General features: G+C 38.2%; 23 protein-coding genes. 18 read left to right on the top strand and 5 right to left on the bottom strand.

Going from position 1 to position 24,243, the window contains the following annotated elements:
- The first annotated feature begins 131 nt into the window (after window positions 1-131).
- Both BMX21_RS12055 and BMX21_RS12050 read left to right on the top strand, forming a co-directional pair.
- Window positions 132-770: a bifunctional (p)ppGpp synthetase/guanosine-3',5'-bis(diphosphate) 3'-pyrophosphohydrolase gene (locus BMX21_RS12055; RefSeq protein WP_092044713.1), complete on the top strand. Its 639-nt coding sequence runs from the start codon at window positions 132-134 to the stop codon at window positions 768-770.
- Window positions 771-1,127: 357 nt separating this feature from the next.
- Window positions 1,128-1,421 (top strand): HU family DNA-binding protein, encoded by a 294-nt coding sequence (locus BMX21_RS12050; protein WP_278246678.1) that lies wholly within the window; start codon window positions 1,128-1,130, stop codon window positions 1,419-1,421.
- 133 nt (window positions 1,422-1,554) lie between these two features.
- On the opposite strand, the gene BMX21_RS19390 is transcribed toward BMX21_RS12050, so the two are convergent.
- The gene (locus BMX21_RS19390; RefSeq protein WP_177174029.1) at window positions 1,555-1,707 is read right to left on the bottom strand and encodes a hypothetical protein; all 153 of its coding nucleotides are present in this window, start codon (window positions 1,705-1,707) and stop codon (window positions 1,555-1,557) included.
- A gap of 711 nt (window positions 1,708-2,418) precedes the next feature.
- Here BMX21_RS19390 and BMX21_RS12045 point away from each other — a divergent pair.
- A complete protein-coding gene (locus tag BMX21_RS12045; protein WP_022755626.1) occupies window positions 2,419-2,601 on the top strand; it encodes a hypothetical protein in 183 nt (60 codons plus the stop codon).
- Between the two features lie 233 nt (window positions 2,602-2,834).
- Window positions 2,835-4,535: a SpoIIE family protein phosphatase gene (locus BMX21_RS12040; RefSeq protein ID WP_177174028.1), complete on the top strand. Its 1,701-nt coding sequence runs from the start codon at window positions 2,835-2,837 to the stop codon at window positions 4,533-4,535.
- A 123-nt stretch (window positions 4,536-4,658) separates the two neighbouring features.
- On the opposite strand, the gene BMX21_RS12035 is transcribed toward BMX21_RS12040, so the two are convergent.
- From BMX21_RS12035 to BMX21_RS12025, 3 genes are all read right to left on the bottom strand, one after another.
- Window positions 4,659-6,401, bottom strand: a complete 1,743-nt coding sequence (locus BMX21_RS12035; protein WP_092044707.1) for a carbon starvation CstA family protein — start codon at window positions 6,399-6,401, stop codon at window positions 4,659-4,661.
- A 180-nt stretch (window positions 6,402-6,581) separates the two neighbouring features.
- The gene (locus BMX21_RS12030) at window positions 6,582-7,124 is read right to left on the bottom strand and encodes a DUF8052 family protein (protein WP_022755629.1); all 543 of its coding nucleotides are present in this window, start codon (window positions 7,122-7,124) and stop codon (window positions 6,582-6,584) included.
- 253 nt (window positions 7,125-7,377) lie between these two features.
- On the bottom strand, window positions 7,378-7,725 hold the full coding sequence (locus BMX21_RS12025; RefSeq protein WP_027217613.1) for a hydrogenase maturation nickel metallochaperone HypA/HybF: 348 nt from the start codon (window positions 7,723-7,725) through the stop codon (window positions 7,378-7,380).
- Between the two features lie 418 nt (window positions 7,726-8,143).
- Between BMX21_RS12025 and BMX21_RS12020 the strand changes: the two genes are divergently transcribed.
- The 11 genes from BMX21_RS12020 (at window position 8,144) to BMX21_RS11970 (ending at window position 19,454) form a co-directional block, all read left to right on the top strand.
- Entirely contained in the window at window positions 8,144-10,087 is a 1,944-nt protein-coding gene (locus BMX21_RS12020) for an NADH-quinone oxidoreductase subunit 5 family protein (protein WP_022755631.1), read from the top strand.
- Window positions 10,084-10,947, top strand: coding sequence for a respiratory chain complex I subunit 1 family protein (locus BMX21_RS12015; protein WP_092044704.1), 864 nt, complete (start codon window positions 10,084-10,086; stop codon window positions 10,945-10,947). Before BMX21_RS12020 ends, BMX21_RS12015 begins: the two co-directional genes overlap by 4 nt.
- Window positions 10,948-10,967: 20 nt before the next feature.
- Window positions 10,968-11,423, top strand: a complete 456-nt coding sequence (locus BMX21_RS12010; protein ID WP_027206262.1) for an NADH-quinone oxidoreductase subunit B family protein — start codon at window positions 10,968-10,970, stop codon at window positions 11,421-11,423.
- Window positions 11,420-12,001, top strand: coding sequence for an NADH-quinone oxidoreductase subunit C (locus BMX21_RS12005; protein WP_092044701.1), 582 nt, complete (start codon window positions 11,420-11,422; stop codon window positions 11,999-12,001). Before BMX21_RS12010 ends, BMX21_RS12005 begins: the two co-directional genes overlap by 4 nt.
- Window positions 12,001-13,080 (top strand): hydrogenase large subunit, encoded by a 1,080-nt coding sequence (locus BMX21_RS12000; protein WP_092044698.1) that lies wholly within the window; start codon window positions 12,001-12,003, stop codon window positions 13,078-13,080. Before BMX21_RS12005 ends, BMX21_RS12000 begins: the two co-directional genes overlap by 1 nt.
- Before the next feature lie 19 nt (window positions 13,081-13,099).
- Complete coding sequence (locus BMX21_RS11995; RefSeq protein ID WP_022755636.1) at window positions 13,100-13,498, top strand: 4Fe-4S dicluster domain-containing protein; 399 nt, start codon at window positions 13,100-13,102, stop codon at window positions 13,496-13,498.
- 94 nt (window positions 13,499-13,592) lie between these two features.
- Window positions 13,593-16,106 (top strand): carbamoyltransferase HypF, encoded by a 2,514-nt coding sequence (locus BMX21_RS11990; protein ID WP_177174027.1) that lies wholly within the window; start codon window positions 13,593-13,595, stop codon window positions 16,104-16,106.
- A gap of 14 nt (window positions 16,107-16,120) precedes the next feature.
- The gene (locus tag BMX21_RS11985; RefSeq protein WP_022755638.1) at window positions 16,121-16,333 is read left to right on the top strand and encodes a HypC/HybG/HupF family hydrogenase formation chaperone; all 213 of its coding nucleotides are present in this window, start codon (window positions 16,121-16,123) and stop codon (window positions 16,331-16,333) included.
- A 2-nt stretch (window positions 16,334-16,335) separates the two neighbouring features.
- Window positions 16,336-17,379, top strand: a complete 1,044-nt coding sequence (hypD, locus tag BMX21_RS11980) for a hydrogenase formation protein HypD (protein WP_092044692.1) — start codon at window positions 16,336-16,338, stop codon at window positions 17,377-17,379.
- 109 nt (window positions 17,380-17,488) lie between these two features.
- On the top strand, window positions 17,489-18,484 hold the full coding sequence (gene hypE / locus BMX21_RS11975; RefSeq protein ID WP_092044689.1) for a hydrogenase expression/formation protein HypE: 996 nt from the start codon (window positions 17,489-17,491) through the stop codon (window positions 18,482-18,484).
- Between the two features lie 211 nt (window positions 18,485-18,695).
- Window positions 18,696-19,454, top strand: coding sequence for a hypothetical protein (locus BMX21_RS11970; protein ID WP_092044686.1), 759 nt, complete (start codon window positions 18,696-18,698; stop codon window positions 19,452-19,454).
- Between the two features lie 66 nt (window positions 19,455-19,520).
- Here BMX21_RS11970 and BMX21_RS11965 read toward each other — a convergent pair whose 3' ends face one another.
- Window positions 19,521-20,999 carry a nucleotide sugar dehydrogenase gene (locus tag BMX21_RS11965; RefSeq protein WP_092044683.1) on the bottom strand — a complete coding sequence of 493 codons (1,479 nt, stop codon included), beginning with the start codon at window positions 20,997-20,999 and terminating at the stop codon, window positions 19,521-19,523.
- 832 nt (window positions 21,000-21,831) lie between these two features.
- On the opposite strand from BMX21_RS11965, the gene BMX21_RS11960 reads away from it, so the two are divergent.
- The 3 genes from BMX21_RS11960 (at window position 21,832) to BMX21_RS11950 (ending at window position 24,189) form a co-directional block, all read left to right on the top strand.
- The gene (locus BMX21_RS11960; protein WP_092044681.1) at window positions 21,832-22,191 is read left to right on the top strand and encodes a hypothetical protein; all 360 of its coding nucleotides are present in this window, start codon (window positions 21,832-21,834) and stop codon (window positions 22,189-22,191) included.
- 244 nt (window positions 22,192-22,435) lie between these two features.
- Window positions 22,436-23,245, top strand: coding sequence for a CpsD/CapB family tyrosine-protein kinase (locus BMX21_RS11955; protein WP_092044678.1), 810 nt, complete (start codon window positions 22,436-22,438; stop codon window positions 23,243-23,245).
- On the top strand, window positions 23,245-24,189 hold the full coding sequence (locus BMX21_RS11950) for a COG1361 family protein (protein WP_092044676.1): 945 nt from the start codon (window positions 23,245-23,247) through the stop codon (window positions 24,187-24,189). The genes BMX21_RS11955 and BMX21_RS11950 overlap by 1 nt, the downstream gene beginning before the upstream one ends.
- Window positions 24,190-24,243 lie beyond the last annotated feature (54 nt).

Below are 24,243 nucleotides of genomic sequence, written 5' to 3'. Positions count from 1 at the left end.
AAAGCGTTAAAAAACTCCATCAGATATATCGGAAAAAACATTAATAATATATAGAAAGATGACGAAAAAAAGAACATGTATGATATACTAATAGAGCACAGTTGATTCTTAATGAGGAGATATGTGTTTATATGGAAGTTAAAGATAAGATCTTTTCTGAAAACAATATGTATAAGCGTCTTAAAAAGGCGGCAAAAACAGAGCATCTTGAAAATCTGGATTTGGCTCTTGAATATTCTATAAAGAAGCATCGCGGGGAAATGAGAAAGGCGAATAAGTTCAATAAAAAGGCGCAGATTCCTTATATCATCCATCCTCTGATGATGGCTTGTCAGGCTCATGCTCTTGGAATAAAAGATGATAAGGTGCTGGCCGTAACAATGCTTCATGATATATGTGAAGACTGTAATGTAGATCCGTCAGAGCTTCCATTTCCTCAGGAAATAAGAGATTGTGTTGATACGCTCACAAAGCGTAAAGGCCAGTCCAAGGAAGAGTATTTTGCCGGAATAGCAAAAGATAGCACTGCAGCTATAGTTAAAGCCTTAGACAGGGTTAATAATGTGTCTACGATGTCCAGTTCTTTTTCAAGACAGAAGGTCATTGAATATATAGAAGAAACAGAAGAATACGTCTATCCGCTTCTTGATGTCATCAAATACGAGTATCATGATTATAATGATGCGGTATTTATCTTGAAGTATCATTTAAAATCCCTAATAGAATCCATAAAATGCTTTATACTCCAGGACGAACTGGAAGATGATTGATTTAAAAATTTGCACTTGCAAAAATATAACACCCTATAAGTCAGCATGATACACCCTGATTGTCCACAAGTTAATGAATGAAATGCTTGTAAAGCTTTAGTATGTAAAGTACAAAGCTTGTTTTACTAAAATATAAAAAAGTATTGAAATGATAAGGTATAGAAGAAAAAGGTACATAATAATCAGTAAAATAGGCCACATGAACTATAAAAATCACTGAATATGAGGATTTGAGAGAAAAAAATTCAAAAAAGTTAGAAAATAACGCATTTTTATGTTGTAAATTACGTAGAATAGCGGTAAAATAACTTTGTTGGCAAGTCCAACTAAGTACAGTTCATACAATAAAATCCAAAAGTGGAGGAAAACAAAATGAACAAGAGTGAATTAGTTGATGCAATTGCAAAGGAAACTGGTCTTTCTAAGAAGGACTCCGACGCAGCAGTAAAGGCTTTCGTTGACACAGTAACAAAGGCTCTGAAGAAGAAGGACAAGGTTCAGCTTGTTGGCTTCGGAACATTTGAGACAGTTAAGAGAGCAGCTAGAAACGGTAAGAATCCTCAGACTGGCGCTACAATCAAGATTCCTGCTTCTGTAGCTCCTAAGTTCAAGGCTGGTAAGGCTCTTAAGGATGCCGTTAACAAGAAATAATTTTTGATAGAAAACACCACCGGTTAGCCGGTGGTGTTTTTTTAATAAAGCTTTTATGCGAAGATTATTATACTGCCTGCCCCTGTAAAGACTTTGGGAATGTCGACTTGTTCAATTGGGAAGGTTTAACGAATTAGGAATCAAGTTCGTTAAGCGCATTGAGCGCATCTTGAAGTGATTCTCTGATCTTGATCCAGTCACTACGATGCATAGGATCTGAAGACTGGTTCATTACTGATTGAGCTATAAGCTGATCTAAATGTTTTCTGAATTCTTCTTTTTGCATGGTAACCTCCCTGAATGGTATTTTTATTGAAATAATAACATACTAATGATATGACGTAAGGGTCAAAAGTCATTTCGATTCGAGCTTGCTCGAAATCGAATATGAATTTATGACCCGCAAAACATGAGCAAAGTAGCACGTAGTGCGGATTTGCGAATGTTTTAGGATTGTGAGAGTTTCGTAGAAACGGAACAATCCGTTAGTCATAAGGTGTCAAAAGGAACTTTTGACACCTACCTCATGATATAAGGGATGCGTCAAAAGTTCTTTTGCCCCTTATGTCATAATCTAAAAAATATGTTTAATTAAGATAATCAGTTAACTATATTTTATAACAAACAAACGGAATAATAAACAGAATATGGATAAAAAAGGACAGGATAAGACAGATACTCATTAAGATAACGTTAGTCATGCAGGGGGTGTAAAAAAACTTGGATCTACACGGTGTAGGACAATCTATGTGCATAAAGATAATGACCTTTGAATGGTATTAGAAAAGCATATTGAGAATTTTTTTTACAAAAATAAAAAATAGATATAAAGTTTTCTGATATGGTTGCCGATAACATCTTTGCACACGCTCCCCTTAAGTCTTTTATAAATAAATAAGATTTTAGTTTAGGGAATAGGCAATAACAAAATGCGTGTGGGGGAATTTTGTTAACAGCTATGTATCTAGGGATTTAAATTCCGGAAAAGGAGGCACGTATGCAGGCAACCGCAAATCAGTTAAAAGACGCTATCATGATCCATAAGAAGCTTGGCGTATCGCTTCCAAGGAAGATGACTGTTGACGCTTATGGAAAGTGGCTCAGAGCATATACACCCATGTATGTCAAGGAAAAGAGCATAGGAGATATCAGAGATCTGATCAAGGGCATCAATCATTGAGTCTTATCCTGAATACTATTTTATTGCGATATAAGTAGCTGTATATAAAAGATATAGTAGCCTATATAGATAACAGATAATAATAAGTCCTTCAGAACATATGAGATGATCATAAGTTCCGGAGGACTTTTTTGTGCCTGAAAGCTAATTTACTGATAATATATAAACGTGATAAAATTTACATGAAGGCTTGTTCTAGTGGCCTATCACTTTTAAGGGATATTATTGGTTATATGAAGACTGACATGGGTGATAAGAAGATAAGAAGTGTAAGACTTACGGATTTTGTTGTGAAGATGATAGCTTTTAACGCTATCATTTTGGGCGGGCTTATCCTTGCAGTTAGCTATTTGTTTTTTTATCGTCAGATCACAGAGGTATACGATGATGTGGCAAGAGCTATCACGGGAGAAGCGGCTACCCAGCTTGACAACGAGCTTATAAAGAGGTTTGTTGATGAATGCGATAGTATCTTAAGTAGCGTAGATGACCCGCTTAATGCTTACAACAATGACCTTGATTCATATCTTAATCACTACAAGGCGGTTCCTGAAGAAGAAGATTACATCAAGATGCAGAGGTTCCTGGAAGATTTAAGAAAAGGGACTGAAGCTACTGAGATTGACTTTGTTATAATGTATCCTGAAAGGGAATACGGAATTTATGTCATGGATGCCAGAGATGTGGCGGCTATTCCTTGCGGTGAGATGTTTGAGGTCTCTTCCAAGAATTTTGACAAAAAGACCAAACTGTTTAAAGGCTTTTATTCCCGTTCGAAATATTTTGGTATACTTCGAACAGATGGGGTGCTTATATATGCTGACAAGTCTGCCGGGGTGTACGCATATCTTACGGCAGATATTCCGACAAGTAAGATTAATGACAGGTTCATAAGCTTTATCATAAGTAGCACCCTTGCAGCCATTATTCTGGCTATAGTTGTATGTTTACTAATAGCATATTTTATCAAAAAAAATATGGTAAAGCCCATAATGCATATATCTGATCTTGCAGAAAAGTACGCAGAAGGCTATGAAGAAAGATCTCTAAAGCATGAAGATAATGTAAAGCTTGTGTTTGGGGATATACCATGTTCCAGGATTACAGAAGCCAATGATCTGCTATCGTCAATGCAGAAGATGGAGCAAGAAATAAACAGCTATATTAAAAATCTTGATACAGTAACAAGAGAGCAGGAAAGGATAAGGATAGAGCTGGATACTGCTTCTGCTATACAGGCAGCGATGCTTCCGGATGCTACAGATCCTTTCCCAGGCAGAGATGAATTCGAGATATTTGCATCAGCCAAAGCGGCTAAGGAAGTTGGCGGTGATTTCTATGATTTCTTCCTTATAGATGAAGATCACTTGGGACTTGTGATCGCGGATGTATCAGGTAAGGGAGTCCCTGCAGCCCTATTCATGATGGCATGTAAGATAATAATCAAGAACCTTGCCATAGCGGGCCTTAGCCCTTCTAAGACCCTTATGAAGGCCAACGAACAGATATGTTCCAATAATAAAGAAGGAATGTTCGTAACAGTATGGTTTGGAATACTCTCGATTAAAGAAAAAAAGTTAGTAGCTTCAAGCGCAGGTCATGAATACCCCTTCATTAAAAAAGGTGACAGATTCGATATATTCAAGGATCCGCATGGAATAATTCTGGGAGGAATGGAAGGCGTCAAGTATAAGGATTATGAGATAGAGCTTGAAAAAGGCGATACGATCCTTGTATATACAGACGGAGTTGTAGAAGCAACTGATAAAGATAAGAAAATGTTTGGAAGCAAAAGACTTCTTGAATCATTGAACAAAGAGCCGAACCTAGATCCGAAAGCTCTGATCGGACATGTTATAGAAGATGTAAATGCCTTTGTCGGTGATGAAAAGCAATTTGATGATCTGACTATGATGTGTATAAGGATTGATTAGATAATTCATACTGCACCGTCCAAGTGGGAAGTTTTGTTAGATAAAATATAAGCCGCCCGAAGCTATAATAAACTACGGGCGGCTTATATTTTAAGGATGGATCATATTATATACACGGATATATCATGCTGCATTATCTTTTTTAGCTTTATTCTTTCTCTGAGCCATAAGCGTTGTAAAGGCTGTCTTTGCAAGTACCAGTGAAAGAACTACAAGAAGAACTGCGATAGTAGCCTGGATTATAGCCCAAACATCCTGTGTCTGTGAAAATGCATTTATCTTAGCGATGATAGTCTGAACAAGAGATACGATAGTTACAACAAGCATGAATACCATAGGTACAAAGAACATCTTGTTGTTCTTGCCAACCTGTCCAAGCCATGTGCATACTGCGATAAGTCCAAGTGCTGCAAGAAGCTGGTTAGCTGCTCCAAAAAGTGGCCAGATCTTGGTATATCCTGTAAGACCAAGTGCTACGCCAAGTACTACTGTGATAGCTGTTGCAACGATAGGATTACCAACGATACGACCTACACCCTTGGCATCCTTGTAGCTCTGTCCGTTTTCAAGTACGAATTCCTGAAGCATATATCTTGCAAGTCTTGTTGCTGTATCAAGTGATGTAAGGCAGAATACAGAAACTGCAAGGATGAGCATCTGATACATAACATTCTGTGCGCCCTCACCTGCAAAAGATCCGATCATAGCTGAAAGACCGCCTGCAAATACCTGTGTAGGAGATGCATATGTACCATCTGATGCAGACACCCATACAAAACCTATTGCGCAAAGAGAGATAACTGCTACAACACATTCAATAAGCATAGAACCGAAAGCTACAGGCCTTGCATCTTTTTCATTATCAAGCTGCTTGGCTGTTGTTCCTGAAGAAACAAGTGAATGGAATCCTGAAATAGCACCGCAGGCGATTGTAACAAAAAGTGCAGGGAACATAGTACCTGTAGTAAATACGCCTGTTCCTTTAAGGGCGGCATCGCCAAATGCAGGAACTGAGAAATTACCATTACCTGTAACCACTGCGCCGATTACTGCGACAACACCTGCAGCTATCATGAAGTAGAGAAGGAATGAGCTAAGGTAATCTCTTGGCTGAAGAAGGATCCATACAGGTGTTACAGAAGCAACAAGGATATAAGCTCCGATAACGATCATCCATGTGTTGTAGGACAGTGCGATAGGATGGAACTTAAGACCTATAGCAACTATAGCTACTATTCCAAGTACACCAAAAACTGATGCGATACCGATTGGTGCATTTTTTCTATAAACGAAGAATCCAAATACAATTGCAAGAGCGATGAAAAGGAATGAAATCATTGCAGTAGATTCATTAGCTGCAAGAGTTGCACCTTCTACAGCTGCTCCGGCTGCTGTTGTTGTACCAAAAGTACTTGCTACGATAGAAGCAAATGCTGCTACTACTAAAAGAAGTGTAAGATATCCAAATGTAAGGAAAAGCCTTTTGGACTTCTTGCCCATAGAGTTGTCGATGATCTCGCCGATAGACTGACCCTTGTTTCGAAGGGATGCAAACAAAGCTCCGAAATCATGAACCCCGCCAAAGAAAATACCTCCGATGAGTACCCATAAAAGAACAGGAACCCAGCCAAATACTGCGGCCTGAATAGGTCCGTTGATAGGACCTGCTCCTGCTATAGAAGAAAAGTGATGTCCCATAAGAACCGGGGTTTTGGCAGGAACATAATCCATACCATCCTCAAGTTCGTGAGCAGGAGTCTTCCTCTTAGGATCAACGCCCCACTGCTTAGCAAGCCATCCGCCGTAGAATACATATCCACATGCAAGAATAGCTATGCTGACAATTAATAATACTGCTGCATTCATAATACTATCTCCTCCTTATGATTTTGATTGAATTGGTATCAGGAAGAAATCATAGACTAACCTGATACTGTATATAAACCAGTCTGCAGTAAGAGTGGTTTAATGAGCTGTTTTTGTTTATGATCTGTTATGGCCTATCCGGCTATAAGACCATCTTTATGCAAAAAAGATATGTAGGCCTTAGGAAGCCTTTTTTTCAAGGAATCTAAAAACGTCTTCAAACATTTTCCTTAGTCTTCGTCCACTGTAATTGGTATATACTTCTTTGGAATCAAGACATGCACATAAAAAACCGCCTTCGCTATGGCCCCTGAAATTAAAAAGATAACCTTTATCAAAACGAAACTTTTTTATATTTTTGATAGTCTCTTTGTCTGGAGTGTTTTTAGATATCACAACTATTGTCAGGTATGAGATCATATGATCTTTTTCAGGATATTTCCGGCCTTTTCTTACAAGTTCAGGCTCCATATGATCCTCCATTACTTTATGAAGATGATCTATGTATTCTGTGGTAAGAGTATCTGTCTGACAGAAAAGGACATGCTCATAAGCCCGAATGGACCAGAGATTAGCCTCTTTTTTAAGAACGTATTTTTCTCCTAATGAAAAAAAGTATCCGTATGCCGGATACTTTTCGCCGTAAATGGAATAATCTCTGTAAAGATCAAAAGAACTTGAATATCTTCTTAAGACCTCGTCGAGATATGCATTTGTTCCCATATATGCTCCCTTGCACCCTAACGATTTATAAATAAGAAATATTATGCTTTTAAGAATCTGTTATCCCAAAATATATAATATTTGTGCTATTTCTTTGATTAAATATAATATAGACTTTAGCACTTTGAAGGGCTGGAGTTAATATGGTGAATTTATGCTTTTTTAATAATTGACATTAATTTTGTAATGGGTTTGTTGGCAGAAAATGCTTTAGATATAATATTTTAAGGCTCATTAATTGCTGCATGTTAATTTAGTCATTTATAACAATATTTTTGATAAGAAATTCTCTGCCTTTTAGAAGATCACTTCCGCTACTACGGCAGGAAGGGCACAGATATTCATTGCTTCTGTCTGGATGATATTCACAACTGCAGTTTCTGCATCTAACGAGTACCGGAAGATACTCTATTTGGAGCATAGAACCTTCAAGTATAGTTCCCTGGACAGCTTTAGGATAATAACGTTTTAGATATTCAGGAATAAGGCCTGTCATTTCGCCGACTTGTATAGAGACTGATTCTACAGATTTTGCATTATTGCTAGTAGCAGTATCTATCGCCATTTTGGCAAGGCGCATTATATAACTCATTTCATGCATGATAGTATTCTTTCCGGAGTATGAAAACTCCATATATTAATGAGGTAGGTGTCAAAAGTTCCTTTTGACACCTTATGACTAATAGATTGTCTGTTTCTTCGAAACTTTCACATCTACGTTCCACTTCGGTCGGCGCAAAGCAGACATCCCCCGGATGTCTTGCGCCCTAAAACATTAGTAAATTCGACTAAGTAAAAATAGCTAAAATAATCGAACTAACTTTAGCACATATCATAGAGATTTGCCATATATTTTGTGAAACTTTTAACTAGAATTGGAACGAGTTTCGATGTATATTATAATGTGGCTTATTTAAAGGCGTAGCTTATGAGACGATTTAGGCATTGGCTCAGCCGATATGTACTTATATTCTTGCGCTTTTTTTATGCAATCATAATATCAGGAGGAATTTACAAATATGTGGGAAATACCATTTCTTATTTGCTTTCCGCTTATTATCTCTGTTTTCATGTATTGTATCAGAATTAATAAGATAAGAAATGCAATTGCCTATGTAAGTGCCGTTATCATAATGATCACGGTAGGACTTCTTGTTGTTCAATGGGGGCTTTCTGGATTTGAACCGCAGGAATTTTATGTACATACCAGGGATGTTGACAAGCTGATATTTACTGCTGATCTGGTTCTCATGTGCGTAGCTACTTTTCTTAGTTTTAAGTACAAGCGTCCATGGATCAGTCTTATGTCAATAATTCCGACATTTGCAATCATATGGCTTGAGTTCTTCGGGCCGAAGTTTGATGTAGATGGAATCGCGCATATTCGCGTAGATCATCTATCAATCCTTATGTGTATAATCATCGGAATCATAGGTTCACTAATCATAATCTATGCTGTTGGATATATGCATGGTTATCAGCATTATCACACGAATATCCCGGACAGAAGATACTATTTCTTTATGATACTGTTTATCTTCTTGGGAGCTATGTTTGGATTTGTTTTATCACAAAGCCTTATGTGGATCGAAATGTTCTGGGAGACAACAAGTATATGTTCCTTCCTTCTTATTGGATATACGCAGGAAGAGGAAGCGATATTTAATTCTTTTAGAGCATTGTGGATCAACCTGTTAGGTGGATGTGCACTTACTGTTGGAATTATATATTTTGCTATTGAGGAGCATACTGTATCTCTTAAGGCTATGGTAGAGCTTGCGCAGGTACACGGAGATTCATATTCCAAGGCAGCGATCATAGGTGTTGCTCTTATTGCGTTTGCAGCTCTTACTAAAGCTGCTCAGCTTCCATTTTCAAAATGGCTTTTGGGAGCCATGGTTGCACCTACACCTTCATCTGCACTTCTTCACTCAGCAACAATGGTTAAAGCCGGAATTTATGTTCTTTTCCGTCTTGCTCCTGCGATGTCAGGAACACTGACAGGAACTATGATCTCATTTATTGGTGGTTTTACATTCCTTTCAGCATCAATAATGGCAATTGCGCAAAGTGACGGTAAGAAGGTTCTTGCCATGTCTACAATTTCTAACCTTGGTCTTATGGTTGCCTGCGCTGGTGTAGGAAGACCTGAGACTATATGGGCAGGATGCTTTCTTATGATATTCCATGCTATATCAAAGTCACTTCTGTTCCAGGATATAGGTGCTACAGAGAACTCTCTTCATAGCCGTGATGTAGAGAATATGCATGGTCTTTTATACAGACTTCCTGTACTTGCTGTTTTCATGTTCATAGGAATATGTGGTATGTTCCTTGCACCGTTTGGTATGCTAATCTCCAAATGGGCTGCTCTTAAGGCATCTGTAGATGAAAGAAATATCATGCTGGTATTCTTTATCTGCTTTGGTTCTGCTACAACATCTTTTTACTGGACCAAGTGGCTTGGTAAGCTTATAGCACATACAAACAAGCCTGTAGTAAGAGATATCACCAAGAAAAATGAGATGATCTCACTTACAATACATGCAATTCTTATGATAGCCCTTTGCGTGTTGTTCCCGCTTCTTTCATCAACATATGTGGATCCTCTTCTTGTTGAGATGTTCGGTGAATCCAAGCAGGTTATAGGCAACAATGTTCTTTATATACTTATTATATTAATATGCTTTTTCTTTGCAGTTCCTATTCTGGCATATATTCATGATAAGAAGCTTCGTGCAAATCAAAAGCTTTCTTATATGAATGGTATCAATACAGGCAAAAATGATGCATTTGTTGGTTCTATGGGAGCAGATAGAGAACTTGTTCTTTCTAATCTTTATTTTAAGAATGTATGCGGACAGCGTAAGCTTATGATACCGAGTATGGCTATTACAGCGGCAGTGCTTATCATTATGCTTAGTATGATAATTTCCCGTACACTCGGAGGTGCAATCTTATGACAAAAATAATACCTGTTCTTTGTTATATAATAGTGGCTCCGTTTATCGGTGCGATCCTTGAAGGATTTGACCGCAAGATCTCTGCTAGAATGCAAAGACGTGTGGGACCTCCAATAAGACAGCCTTTATTTGATGTGATCAAGCTTTTCAAAAAGCAGATAATCGTTGTAGACAGATCACAGTCATTTTTGATAATGTCATATCTTCTTCTTACTATAATGACTGGCTGTATGTTCTATGCTGGTGTTGATCTTCTTATGATCTTCTTCGTACTGTCGTCTGCTGCAGTATTTATATACTTTGCAGCTACAGTTACAGGATCTCCTATGAGTACTATGGGAGGTCTTCGCGAGCTTGTACAGGATATGGCATATGAGCCTGCTGTTCTCCTTGCAGCTGTAGGTTTTTATCTTACAACCGGATCTTTCGAGATTGATGAGATTATAAATCAGGATACTAGTGCAATTATTAAAATGCCGGGATTTTTTGTGGCTTTTGTATTTATTCTTACAATTAAGATGCGTAAGTCCCCTTTTGACAGCGCACAATCTCACCACCCGCATCAGGAACTGGTTAAGGGTCTTACTACAGAAATGGGTGCTAAGAATCTTGCCTACTTCCAGATCACAGAGTGGTATGAGACTATCCTTATGCTGTCTGTAGAAGCTCTGTTTATAATCAACAAGAATCCTATCAGCTATCTGGTAGCTGTAGTAGTAATACTTGCAACTTATTTTCTTGAGATCCTTATAGACAATTCGTCTGCACGTATGAAGTGGCAGGATATGTTGAAACTTAGCTGGTTTGTAACTCTTCTGGCCGGTGGCGTTAATCTGATGGTTCTGATGCTGATCGGCTGATGTAAGAAAGGACACATGAGATGAATATAAAAAGATCCCCTTGGCTCCTCCACTATGATGGATCGAGCTGTAATGGATGTGATATAGAAGTTCTGGCTTCGCTGACACCTGTATATGATGCGGAGAGACTTGGTGTTGTGAATACAGGTGATCCTATGCAGGCAGATATTTTCTTAATCACAGGAGGTATTAATGCGCAGAATGCACCTGTTGTTAAGCAGCTCTACGATCAGATGCCACGACCTAAGGTAGTCGTAGCAGTTGGTGTATGTGCATGTACAGGTGGTGTATTCAAAGATACATACAATATTCTGGGCGGCGCAGATACTGTTATTCCTGTAGATATATATGTTCCGGGATGTGCTGCAAGACCACAGTCTATTATAGACGGAATCATACAGGCTGTAGCCCTGTTCCAGAAGCGTTCCGATGAACATGATGAACTTGTTAAAAATCAGAAGGGAGCAAACATATGATCAATGTTATGAATCCAGAACAGATTCATGAGACTATCCCTGTAGATAAGCTCCTGTTCGAGGTTATGAAGAAAAAAGAGGCAGGTCTTCGTCTGTCACAGATATGTGTTGCTTATGTTAATGAAAAGTATGAGCTTAGCTATTCTTTTGCAGATGATGATACATATCAGTACTCAATACTTCGCGTAGTTATAGAAGTTTTTGAACAGGTACCAAGTATCTGTAAGATCTATCCATATGCTGTTTTCTATGAAAATGAGATGGCAGAGCTTTTTGACGTTAATATTGAGATGATCGATGTTAACTATCATGGTAAGTTCTATCGTATTGAGAAAGAAGCTCCCATGCTTCCTCCGGGCGCTCTAGAAAAGAAGGAAAAGGCTGAGGAAGATGAGAAAAAGCGTATAGAAGAAGAGAAAAAAGCTGCCATAGAAGCTGCCAGAAAGGCAGAAGAGGAGGCAAAAGCTGCCGAGGAAGCTAAACAAAGAGCAATAGCAGAGGCAAAAGCCAAGGCCCTTGCGGCCAAGGCTGCAGCTGCAAATGCTCCTGCCAATAATAATGAAGGAGGTCAGAAATAATGGGTAAGAAAAGTGTAGTTCCATTTGGCCCCCAGCATCCGGTACTTCCGGAGCCACTTCACCTTGATCTTGTTATCGAAGATGAAGTAGTTGAAGAGGCTATACCAAATATAGGATTTATTCACAGAGGTCTTGAAGGACTTGCTGAGAAAAAAGACTTTAATGAAATGATGTATATTGCAGAGCGTACCTGCGGTATCTGCTCATTTGGACATGGTCTTGGTTATGTTGAAGCAATAGAACATATCATGAATGTAGAAGTTCCGACAAGGGCCAAGTACCTTCGTACAATATGGGCAGAGCTTGGGAGACTTCATTCACATCTATTATGGCTTGGACTTGCTGCAGATGCATTTGGATTTGAGTCACTTTTCTATGAAGCGTGGAGAATCCGTGAGAAGATCCTTGATATTCATGAGATGACATGTGGTGGAAGACTTATTTTCTCAGTTAATAAGGTCGGCGGCGTTCTTCGTGACATAAATGCTGATCAGCAGAAATTCATCCTTGATCAGATGAATGTTGTTGAAAAAGAAATTAAAAATATAGCAAAAGTATTCTTAAACGACTATTCGGTGCAGTCCAGGTCAAAGGGAGTAGGTGTTCTTACAACGCAAAAAGCACATGACCTTGGTGCAGTAGGACCGTTTGCAAGAGCATGCGGTATCAAGAATGATATCCGTCTTACAGGATATTGTGCATATGGTGATCTTGATTTTGAGCCTATCGTGTCCAATGATTGCGACTGCTATGCAAGACTTGAAGTTCGTATAAATGAGCTGTTTCAGAGTATTGATCTAATTCGTCAGGCTTTTGCCAAGATTCCTGAGGGAGAACTTGAAACAAAGGTTGTAGGATTCCCTAAGGGCGAATATTTCATGAGAATAGAGCAGCCAAGAGGAGAGGCAATATATTATGTCAAAGGTAATGGGACTAAGATTCTTGATCGTATGAGAATCCGCACCCCCACTTTTGCTAATATCGCACCTCTTTGTGAGATGCTTAAGGGCGCAGATTATTCTGATGTTGGCCCTCTTGTAGTAAGTATTGATCCATGTATCTCTTGTACAGAACGCTGATTGAAGGAGGATTTACATAATGAGTATTATGACTTTTAAAAAATCGATGCTTAGTAACCTCTTCAAAAAGCCGGTTACTACCAAGTATCCATTTGAGCCTGCGGCATATCCTGAAGGAAGCCGCGGACATATAGAAATTGAAATCGAGAAGTGTATATCATGTACACTGTGTGCGATTAACTGTCCTTCAGGTGCAATAAAGGTTGACAGAGTAGCACGTACATGGGAGATCAACAGATTTGACTGCATCCAGTGCGGATATTGTACTCAGAAGTGCCCTAAGAAATGTCTCCATATGGAAGCAGGTTATCAGACACCCGGACCTGAGAAAAATGTAGCACATTATGACAGACCACCGGAACCTGAAAAGCCGGTTGTAGCTACACAAGCTAATAATACAGCTAATACTGCAAAGTGAACAATTAGTCACTTTCTTTGCTCGTGACATAAGGTTAACAATGTGATTATACTACTGGGGAATGGCCTTGCCATTCCCCATGATTTTAATTGATATGGTTGAAAAAAAATGTGTACGTATCACAGTAAAGGGCCTTGTACAAGGAATAGGATTTAGGCCATTTATTGCAGAATGCGCAGAAGAACTTAATATAAGCGGTATAGTAAAAAACTGCGGTGGTATAGTTATCATTGTAGCAAGTGCTGATAATGATAGCTTAGATATGTTTACTAAAAGTATAGAGATAAATGCTCCGGCAGGTGCAGTTATTAGCAGCATAGTAACTGAAGATATGTCTGCAGCGGAGTTTGAAATAGAGTGCAAAGGTTATATAAGCGGTGATTGTTCATTCAGGATCGCTGATAGCGGGAGTCATATAGACACAGAAAGACTTCTTCCGCCGGATCTTGCTATATGTGATACATGTACTAAAGAGCTTCTGGATCCGGACAACAGGCGATACAGGTATCCATTTATAAGCTGCACTTCATGCGGCCCTAGATTTTCAATAATGCATACTGTTCCTTATGACAGAGATACTACAACAATGGATATATTTAGGATGTGCCCGGATTGTTCTTATGAGTATACACAAAAGGGAAATATTAGAAGGCATGCACAGACTATATCTTGTCATAGGTGCGGTCCTCAGCTTAAGTATGTTGAATATGATTTAGAAAGCAACATAGAATCTTATGATCATACTATTGGTAATGATTTATATTCGAATAGTATGTTTCATGATAAGCATAAAGGTATATCAGAGAGGTCTTTTAATTATAAAGAAATATATTCTAATGATAAAGCCATATATACAGCAATAGAAAGAATCAAAGAAGGTAAGATTGGTGCAGTTCTTGATATCGGCGGATTTCATTTTACTTTTTCACCTTTTTTAAAGGAACCGGTTAAGAAGCTTAGGATATGGAAGAACCGTGAAGCTAAGCCATTTGCAGTAATGTTCCCGGATATTGATTCTATCAAAAAATACTGCAAAGTATCGCCAAAAGAAGAAGAACTTTTAAAATCTAATCCAAGGCCGATCGTTCTTCTTAATAAAAGTAAGGTGTGTGATGGGATTTCTGAATTTGCTGACGAAGTCCTGGCAGGAAGCGACAGAGTAGGAGCAATGCTTCCTTGTAGTCCTCTTCAGATTCTTTTACTACAAGAGACAGGGCCTCTTGTAATGACAAGCGGTAACAGGGGCGGTGAGCCAATAGTCACTGATCCTGATATCATGAAGTCATATCTTGGAACTGGTGGACCTGATTTTATGCTGACTCATGAAAGGAAGATATTAACACCTCTTGATGACTCTATATATCAGGTCAATTCAGGCGTAGTCCAGATCATCAGGCGTGCAAGAGGGCTTGTGCCATGGCCGGTGGATCTTCCTTTTGAACTGCGACAAGAGACTTTTGCTGCTGGAGGAGATCTTAAGTCTGTATTTGCGCTGGGGAAGGGTGATAAAGCATATCTGTCAGCACATTTTGGAGATCTGGATGATTATGAAGCAGCTGCTTCATATGATCATGCAATTGGTCATATGGAAGCTTTGCTGGATATAAAGCCCACAATGTATGTTTGTGACAAGCATCCTGCATATATATCTTCAAAAAAAGCTGTTAAGTTATCTGGTGACAAAGATAGAATAAGATATTACCAGCATCACTTGTCACATGTTATGGCTGTTGCAGCTGAGCATGATATGACCGGAAGATTTGTGGGAATAGCATTTGATGGCACCGGATATGGAGAAGACAATAGCATATGGGGAAGCGAATTCTGGTGGTGTGATATCACTAAGGATTCTGGCAGCGATCATAGGCGGAATGTAAAAATCAGACATTCAGGAAGCCTGCTTCCAGTAAAGATGATAGGCGGCGATGATGGTTCAAGAGATGCTCTCAAATCTTTATATTGTTATCTTTATGAAGCAAAGTTAAGAGGATATATTGATTCTGGTATTATAGATGACTTAGCCAAACGTCTAGAAAGTGTATTTAAGGACCACCGTGCACCTGATATTAAATTGTTGGACGCAGCTCTAGACCATAATATTAATACTATAGAGTCAACTTCGATGGGACGTTTATTTGATGCGGTATGTGCTCTTCTTGGTGTATGCTGTTATAATAGCTACGAAGGCGAGTGTGCATCCAAACTTGAAATATGCGCTGCTGGTGCTAAGATGGCGACGCCTCTTTCTATTGATATTATAAAAAATGGTATATTCTACATGGATGGTGTCAGACTGATAGCTGATATATGTAATAAACTTCTTGAAGGAGAAGATATTATGGATCTTTCTCTTGGGTTTCATAAGTCGTTATCAAAGGCCGCTGTAGAAGTTGCAGAGAATATAGGAAGATTTTACGGCTATAAGAATAAAAATATAGCTATTGGTGGAGGCACATTTTTAAATAGGATACTTAATAAGGATTTACAGATGATATGCAATGATAAAGAGTATACATTGTATCAGAATTCGCTGGTACCGCCAGGCGATGGAGGACTGGCTTTGGGACAGCTGTATCTATCAGGATGCAAGCTGGAAATAAAGGATTAAAGGAGTGATCATATATGTGCGTAGCATTACCGGGAACAGTAATTGAGGTAAGAGATAAAGATGCGACTGTGGATTTTAATGGAAATACAGTTAATGCCCGTACAGGACTTGTTGATGTACAAAAAGGAGACAGGGTTCTGGTTCATGCGGGATGCATAATGCAGAAGGTATCTGAATCTGAAGCGGAAGAAATAGAGAGATTATTTAAGGAATTGGAAGCTATCTGATCATGGATTTAAACAAGATTATTGACTATCTGGGATCCTATGACGGACCTGAAATGAATATCATGGAAGTATGCGGAAGCCATACCGGTGCAATTGCAAAAAATGGGATACCGGGACTTCTTTCTCCTAATATACATCTGATATCAGGGCCAGGATGCCCTGTATGTGTTACACCATCTTCGTATGTGGACCGTTTATTGGAACTGGCTATGGAGCCGGGTACCTGTGTTGTAACATTTGGTGATCTTATCAGAGTTCCGGGATCTAGTAAGAGTCTGTCTGTTATCAAGGGACAGGGCGGGAGAGTTGCCATGGTATATAGTCCCATGGATATTGTCGCGATGGCCCAAAGTGAACCGGAGACCACTTTTATATTTGCAGCTGTTGGATTTGAAACGACTATGCCGGTTTATGCACTTCTAATGCAGACTCTTATTGAAGAGCATATAGATAATGTTAAACTGCTTACGGCTCTTAAGACTATGCCGGAAGTAATCACCTGGCTTTGTGATAAAGGAGCGCCTATTAACGGTTTTCTGGCACCTGGGCATGTATCTGTCGTAACAGGAATACACTGTTTTGAAAATATAGCATCTAAATACCAGATTCCTTTTGGCGTTGCAGGTTTTTCCGGCGAACAGATTCTAATAGCTTTGTATGGTATTGTTAATGCATATGGTCAGGGCAAAGTCATGAATTTCTATCCGTCAGTTGTTAAGGAAGAAGGGAATCTCAAGGCACAGGAACTTATTAATACTTTTTTTGAGAAAAAAGACGCTATCTGGCGCGGAATGGGGATTGTTGAGAATTCAGGAATGGTTCTAAAAAAAGAGTATATGAGATTTGATGCAGGAAGCTATGATCTTGTAAGTGATAAGAAGATCAACCCTGCGTGCAGCTGTGATAAGGTACTCATGGGTTTAAAGAAGCCATACGAATGCCCCCTTTATGGTAAGGTTTGTACTCCAATGACGCCACAGGGGGCCTGCATGGTATCTACAGAAGGTGGATGTTTTACTTACTATGCTAATAATAGACATGACTGAAAATTAGTAGTGCCTTATTGTATGTACCTTCCAAAATCTGCACTAGCTGTAGATTCTGTGAGACAATGATTCAGTAGTCAAATTTTTAAATAAAAAAAGAGGAAATGAAATGCAACAGGATGTGATCACAATGGTACATGGAAGCGGCGGAAGTGCCACTTCAGAACTTATAAATGAAATATTTGCCAGTGAATTTAGAAATGATACGCTTGACCAGATGGAAGATAGCGCGGTTGTGACTGGGGGTGGCAGGATTGCTATTACTACTGACAGCTTTGTCGTAACACCTCCTGAGTTTAAAGGCGGAGATATTGGCAGATTATGTATATGCGGAACTGTCAATGATCTTCTCATGAGAGGGGCAGCCCCTAAGTACATCACATGCGGATTTATTCTTGAAGAAGGAGTTAAGATCGACCTTCTAAAAAGGATTGTTCACTCTATGGCAGAGACAGCAAGAGAAGCAGGAGTACAGATTGTAGCAGGCGATACCAAGGTGGTCAATGGTGATGGAGAGTTTTATATTAATACTGCAGGAGTAGGAATTGTTTCTGACAATGTTGATATAAAGGCAGCTAACGCATGTGACGGAGATGTCATTATTGTATCCGGTACAATGGGGGATCATCATGCAGCTATACTTTCAGAGAGAATGGAAATTGACACCAACGTCACCAGTGATAATGCCCCACTGGTAGAGATGGTCAGGAATCTTTTGATAGAGAATATTAAAGTGCATACGCTACGAGATATTACCAGAGGCGGCCTTGGAACTGTTATGAAGGAGCTTGCAACTGCATCAGGCAAGACTTTCTATGTTAAGGATGAAGATATTCCTGTAAAGCAGGTTGTCAGGGACTTTTGTGGTCTTCTTGGACTTGATCCTATGTATATGGGCAATGAAGGTAAACTTATCGCTATTGTTGATAGAGAGGATGCAGATAGAGCTCTGGAAGTTATAAAAAACAGTAAATACGGTCAAGATGCTGCTATCATAGGTGAAGTAAAAGAAGACGCTCCCGGGCAAGTTATATTAAAAACAAAGATAGGCGGAAAGCGTTCTTTAGATATTCTACAAGGAGAAGGACTTCCAAGGATCTGCTAGTCATTGTCAAAAACTTTGGCGATGAAGATAAGTTCATCGACCAGTAATCTGGTTAAACGTGAATGAGACAGTACACTGGATAAGGTGATGGCGATAAAATTCATTTCTGAATTAGTTTTCGGGAATGAATTTTTTTATTGTAGTTTTACCGGATAACGATTTCTTCATGACATAATAACGTATTATAATAGATTATAAGACATAAGGACGTATGGGGGATATAACTGTGTACATAAGCAAGAAGAACCATGTTTTAACGGATGCTTTGATACAGACTGCGGCGGTTAATTTTGCAGAAGCTTTGGTAATGGGCGTTGTAAGGATTGTTCTTGGTAAGCTGATAATAGGGTCTCCTGATATGCTCAATAGAGATATAGCTGTCTCTGGTAATATTGTTGCAGGCATTAGGATTTTTCTTACATTTCTTGTATTTGCGAATGCTTATGGAAGGCTCAACAGAGCAAGGTCTGTTGTTTCTAAAGATGATTACCTGGAGATGGCCAAACTTCAAGAAGAGTTTAATCCGGGAGGAGTATCAACTTTATCATCATATTCAACATTCCAGCTTCTTCAGATATGGGCTTTTGTTCTTGTTGGAATGAGCCTGTTACAGGAGATGGGCGGTGCCATGTATCAGCGTTTTATCACTATGTTGTCCCTATCGGCATTAGATATGGCATCTGCTGATTTTATCGCTATTTATAACGTAACACATGGTTTTAAATATATGGGTATGACGATGGCGATAATAATTGCTATATTTGCTACAGGTATATTTATAAAGGATAGAAATCTTAAGGTAGTTGCGCTTGTTCTAATGGGAGCATTTGTTCTGGCATTTGCAGTAATGCAGATGAATACTATAACTCTTGCAGGCAGGACTATGGGGATAGTATGGACATCCGTTATATTCCATGCTCTGCAGACTGTAGGACTTTTGTCGATAGCTCTTTATCTGAGAAGTAAGTAAGTTTGTATGTTGCAGTATATATAAAAAGCCTTGGCTACCGTAGCCAAGGCTTTTTATCGATAATTATCAGTCTCTCTGGAACAAATCTCTTGTATAAACCTTATCTTTAACATCATCAAGGCAGCTGTTATAGCGATTAGCGATGATAGAATGGCTTATCTTCTTGAATTTATCAAGATCGTTGACAACCTCACTACCAAAGAATGTTGATCCATCTTCAAGAGTTGGTTCGTAGATCACAACCTTAGCGCCTTTTGCCTTGATTCTCTTCATGATTCCCTGAATAGATGACTGGCGGAAGTTGTCAGAATTAGACTTCATTGTAAGTCTATATACACCAACTACTACTTCATGTTCTTTTGATTTTGAGAATGACTCAGAGTTACCATAAGCTCCAGCGATATCGAGAACTCTGTCTGCGATGAAGTCTTTTCTTGTGCGGTTTGATTCTACGATAGCTTCTATAAGGTTTTCAGGAACGTCCTGATAGTTTGCAAGAAGCTGCTTGGTATCCTTAGGGAGGCAATATCCACCATAGCCAAAGGATGGATTGTTATAATGAGTTCCGATACGAGGATCAAGGCATACGCCGCTTATTATCTGTTTTGTATTGAGATCCTTGGATTCAGCATAGGTATCAAGCTCGTTGAAATAAGATACTCTAAGTGCAAGATATGTATTAGCAAAAAGTTTTACAGCTTCTGCTTCTGTAAAGCCCATGAACAATGTATCGATATTCTTTTTAATAGCGCCTTCCTGAAGGAGTGCTGCAAATTCGTGGGCTGCCTTATCAAGAGATGCGTTATTAGAATCTGTACTTACGATAATACGTGAAGGATAGAGATTATCGTACAAAGCTTTGGATTCACGAAGGAACTCAGGGCTGAATATGATCTTATCTGTGTTGTATTTCTTTCTGACAGACACTGTGTAACCAACAGGAATGGTGGATTTGATCACCATTACAGCATTAGGATTTACGCTCATTACAAGTTCGATTACAGACTCAACAGCTGACGTGTCAAAATAGTTCTTCTTTGCATCATAGTTGGTTGGTGCTGCGATTATGACAAAATCAGCATCCTTGTAAGCTGCAGCGCCATCTGTTGTAGCTGTAAGATCAAGCTCTTTTTCTGCAAGATATTTCTCGATATAATCGTCCTGGATAGGGGATTTCTTGTTGTTGAGCATCTCGACTTTCTCAGGAATGATATCTACAGCTGTTACGTGGTTGTGCTGAGCCAGAAGAGTGGCAAGTGAAAGGCCTACATATCCAGTTCCTGCAACTGCGATATTCTTGGGAGATGCTTTTGGAAGAGAGTTTGTGTCATCTGTTTCTTCGAAAAGATCTGTAATATCGAATTTGAGTGTTTCAGAAAGTGCTTCAAGCTGAGGTATAGAAGGCATATATTCACCGGATTCAAGGTGACTTAGCATTGTGCGGTTGATTCCTGTGGCTTCTGAAAGCTGTGCCTGAGTCATGTTAAGTGACTTGCGGTTTGTAATGATTGTGTTTGCCAGTGTTTCTTGGGATATTTTCTTCATAATTATTTCACATCTTTCTGCGAGTGTTTTATTGTTTGATATTGGCAGAGCTCGCTACTCCAATTCGGGGAGCTGATAAGTGTTACTGACTTATTCAAAGATAAGTCATATGATTTAAAATATACATTAGCTCCACTAAACTTGTTCAATAGTTTTGATAATAAATTGGAAAATTCTTGTGATTTTTATCAGATGTTATCATAAATAACAATTGCTGATACAAATTACATAATTTACAATAACATTATCTGATAAAAAGTGCAATTATAATTTTAAAAATACAATAAATGTTATCTGTAATAACATATTACAGCCAGATATTATTTTTAGCTTGTTTACAAATTGGAACTTATTAGCCGCATATTTTGCTTGTGACAAGAGGTTGAATTTGAAAATACTTACTTAAAGCTAAATTGATATTACGAGTTCAATTAATTTTGAACTACTGGCAAATTGTTTTTCTTATGACGTTAAGTTAAGTTTGAAAGTGTTCCACTTTCAAACCCAAATTGGTGTCGCGAGCTCCACCAATTTGAACCATTAGTCACTCGCTTTGCTCGCGACATGAGGTTAAAAATGACCAAAAGAAAGTGGGCAAATATGCTAACTGCTCTAAGCAGTGATAAATGCTGAAGATATAACTGCTTTTCGTGCATTATACTTAAGAAAATTGCAATAACGTACATACTCAAACTAAAAAATCAAGAGGTTTTTGTGCTATATTAATATTTTAAAATTGTCTAATATGTATATTTTTAATAAATGCTTTTTTTGGTAAAATAAGACTGTTAGTAAAATTCGTGGTAATACCCGCAGAAAGGGTGTGTGCGTATTGAACGAGTCGTATAACAAGAAGTATTTATATGGTAACACCTTATTTAATGTTATTCTCTGTAATGAGGATGATGAGAAGCTGTTAGCTTTTTTTGAAAGAAATGTCAAAAAGGAAATTAGCACAAAAGAAGAAATGTACAGATGGTTGATATCTCATGATATTTATTTTTTTGTACGTTATATCAGAAAAGACAGATTTGTTATCAGCCATTTACTTAGCTTGCATGATTTTAAGAGAAATAAAAAAATATATCCTCCGTCGAACAAAGCTCTTGCTAAATATGAAAGTGATGATGAGCTTATTCAGGAATTGGTGCTTGCATTTAGTTCGGATGGATATCATATTGTTGAGATGTAGTGTTTGGGAGACACTATGTATTTAAAGAGGGGATTTATTTTATTGGGAATTTTTTTTAATCATAATAATTTTGATTTTGTATAACCGGCAGATTTTCTCTGCCGGTTATTTTTTTGGTCAATTGGCTTTCAACATTGTAAGATTTCTTGACCATAATAATAGATTTGTATATATTAGATAAGGTTTTTTGTAACATGGAAATATTGTGGGCAATAACCATTTAGCTCACAGGGGAAGGAAAAGCATGGAAGAAAAAGTTTTAGAGTTGTACGGGAATGAAACTTATGCCGTAAATGAAGCTATTGACCGTATAGTTGTTGGCATCTATGAGATGAAGCGTGAATATAAGGCAAGTTCATTTCTTTTTACAGGTATTGGAAGCGGAGTAGGTACTACTACTGTAGCACTTGGAATAGCTATAGCTTTATCAGAAGCTGGCTGGAAGACTCTTTTCGTAGATTGTGATTTTAGAAAAGGAAATGAGTTCAAAAGAATAAGCGCTCCTGCAGGTATGGATCTTGCAACATATCTTACTGAAGATAATGTAAAGGAATCAGATATTATTTGTAATACTACATATGAGAATCTGAGCTACATTGCATCAGGTGAAAGATATAATACACCCGTAAGACTTCTTTGCAGTGAGAAAATGGAAGCTCTTTGCGATGATTTCAAGTCATCTTATGATTTTGTCATATATGATCTCCCATCTATAAGTATTGTAAATGATGCAAAAGTTCTTATACCTTCTGTAGACAGATATGTTCTTGTTGGCGGTATCAATATATCTACTAAGAAGCAGATATTTGATGCAAAGCTGGCTTTAGTTGATTATGCCAATAAGAATGGCGGAATAATTGCCAATAGAATGGATAAATATCAGTATAGAAAGAATGTTAAGGATTATAACTACTTTGAGGAGAAGAATCTTAGAAAGACAGTAAGACGTAGAAGAAAATTCAAGTCTACTCCTAAGAATTTCAATCTTACTCAGAATGATATAGATCTTCTTACTCAGAACAAAAATGGAACAAAGGAAGGTGAAAACAGATAATGAAGGCAATTGATTTAAAAAAGACTGTAATTACTTTCCTGACAGCTGTTGTGATCTTGGTGGTTTCATTTGCAGTAGCAGGTGTAAATGCTAAGGCAATAGAACCAGAGCCGCTTGATAATGCTACATTAGTGATAACTTCATATAGCATAGACGGAGAAGAGTATGTTACTCCCGGAGAAGTTTTTACTTTAAATATCACAGTTAAGAATACTAGTTATACTCAGCGAGTAGGTAATGCATCCGTTGAATTTTCTCAGCCTGAAGATCTTATCTATGTTGAATATGGTAAGACAGGAGTTGGATACCTTGGATATTTTAAAGAAAATGAAGAGAAGCATATATCTATAAGACTTATAGCATCAGAAGCTATAAATGCTACAGAAGTTCTTGCATATCTTAAACTTACATACGCAGATGCTTTTAATACACACAATGAGAGTATTAACCAGGTTATGATCCCTGTATCAGACAGTGGTATCGTCGTTGTTGATAATTATGATGCTACAACACAGGCTACAACAGGTTCCGGTAACAGAATCGGTGTAACATACCATAACTCCGGTAACACATCTATTGGTGATATAGTACTTCATATGTCAGGAAGTACTATTGTTCCTCAGTATCAGGAACTTGGTGCACTTACAAGTAATGCTGTAGAAACAGCCGATGTGTACCTTATCTTCACAGTTGCAGGTACTCAAAGTGTTGATTTCTATTTTACATACGTAGATTCAGATGGAATAGAGCATCAGACAGCAACACAGACGTATACATTCAATGTATCAGCGCCGCAGGCCAATGAAATTGAGAATGTATCTGTCACAGATATTTATAGGATCAATCAGATAGGTAGTATTATTTTGTGTGTTGTAGCATTACTTATTTCAGGAATTCTTGTATTTATCTACAGAGCAAAGAGTAACAGTAGTAAAAGAGTATAAGATCGAACTTAAGTAGCAGTTTTGTTATAAAAACCGCTACATTGTATGAGGTTT

Source organism: Butyrivibrio sp. TB (assembly GCF_900110805.1).
Lineage (GTDB): Bacteria > Bacillota > Clostridia > Lachnospirales > Lachnospiraceae > Butyrivibrio > Butyrivibrio fibrisolvens_C.
The sequence above is the reverse complement of the archived record's forward strand: the minus strand, read 5'-3'. Positions and strand labels throughout refer to the sequence as shown.

What these genes read in the sequence shown, in the direction of transcription:
- BMX21_RS12055 (WP_092044713.1), top strand. Translation starts at nt 132, where the DNA reads ATGGAAGTTAAAGATAAGATCTTTTCTGAAAACAATATGTATAAGCGT.
- BMX21_RS19390 (WP_177174029.1), bottom strand. Translation starts at nt 1,707, where the DNA reads ATGCAAAAAGAAGAATTCAGAAAACATTTAGATCAGCTTATAGCTCAA.
- BMX21_RS12045 (WP_022755626.1), top strand. Translation starts at nt 2,419, where the DNA reads ATGCAGGCAACCGCAAATCAGTTAAAAGACGCTATCATGATCCATAAG.
- BMX21_RS12040 (WP_177174028.1), top strand. Translation starts at nt 2,835, where the DNA reads ATGAAGACTGACATGGGTGATAAGAAGATAAGAAGTGTAAGACTTACG.
- BMX21_RS12035 (WP_092044707.1), bottom strand. Translation starts at nt 6,401, where the DNA reads ATGAATGCAGCAGTATTATTAATTGTCAGCATAGCTATTCTTGCATGT.
- BMX21_RS12030 (WP_022755629.1), bottom strand. Translation starts at nt 7,124, where the DNA reads ATGGGAACAAATGCATATCTCGACGAGGTCTTAAGAAGATATTCAAGT.
- BMX21_RS12025 (WP_027217613.1), bottom strand. Translation starts at nt 7,725, where the DNA reads ATGCATGAAATGAGTTATATAATGCGCCTTGCCAAAATGGCGATAGAT.
- BMX21_RS12020 (WP_022755631.1), top strand. Translation starts at nt 8,144, where the DNA reads ATGTGGGAAATACCATTTCTTATTTGCTTTCCGCTTATTATCTCTGTT.
- BMX21_RS12015 (WP_092044704.1), top strand. Translation starts at nt 10,084, where the DNA reads ATGACAAAAATAATACCTGTTCTTTGTTATATAATAGTGGCTCCGTTT.
- BMX21_RS12010 (WP_027206262.1), top strand. Translation starts at nt 10,968, where the DNA reads ATGAATATAAAAAGATCCCCTTGGCTCCTCCACTATGATGGATCGAGC.
- BMX21_RS12005 (WP_092044701.1), top strand. Translation starts at nt 11,420, where the DNA reads ATGATCAATGTTATGAATCCAGAACAGATTCATGAGACTATCCCTGTA.
- BMX21_RS12000 (WP_092044698.1), top strand. Translation starts at nt 12,001, where the DNA reads ATGGGTAAGAAAAGTGTAGTTCCATTTGGCCCCCAGCATCCGGTACTT.
- BMX21_RS11995 (WP_022755636.1), top strand. Translation starts at nt 13,100, where the DNA reads ATGAGTATTATGACTTTTAAAAAATCGATGCTTAGTAACCTCTTCAAA.
- BMX21_RS11990 (WP_177174027.1), top strand. Translation starts at nt 13,593, where the DNA reads ATGGTTGAAAAAAAATGTGTACGTATCACAGTAAAGGGCCTTGTACAA.
- BMX21_RS11985 (WP_022755638.1), top strand. Translation starts at nt 16,121, where the DNA reads ATGTGCGTAGCATTACCGGGAACAGTAATTGAGGTAAGAGATAAAGAT.
- hypD (WP_092044692.1), top strand. Translation starts at nt 16,336, where the DNA reads ATGGATTTAAACAAGATTATTGACTATCTGGGATCCTATGACGGACCT.
- hypE (WP_092044689.1), top strand. Translation starts at nt 17,489, where the DNA reads ATGCAACAGGATGTGATCACAATGGTACATGGAAGCGGCGGAAGTGCC.
- BMX21_RS11970 (WP_092044686.1), top strand. Translation starts at nt 18,696, where the DNA reads ATGGGGGATATAACTGTGTACATAAGCAAGAAGAACCATGTTTTAACG.
- BMX21_RS11965 (WP_092044683.1), bottom strand. Translation starts at nt 20,999, where the DNA reads ATGAAGAAAATATCCCAAGAAACACTGGCAAACACAATCATTACAAAC.
- BMX21_RS11955 (WP_092044678.1), top strand. Translation starts at nt 22,436, where the DNA reads ATGGAAGAAAAAGTTTTAGAGTTGTACGGGAATGAAACTTATGCCGTA.
- BMX21_RS11950 (WP_092044676.1), top strand. Translation starts at nt 23,245, where the DNA reads ATGAAGGCAATTGATTTAAAAAAGACTGTAATTACTTTCCTGACAGCT.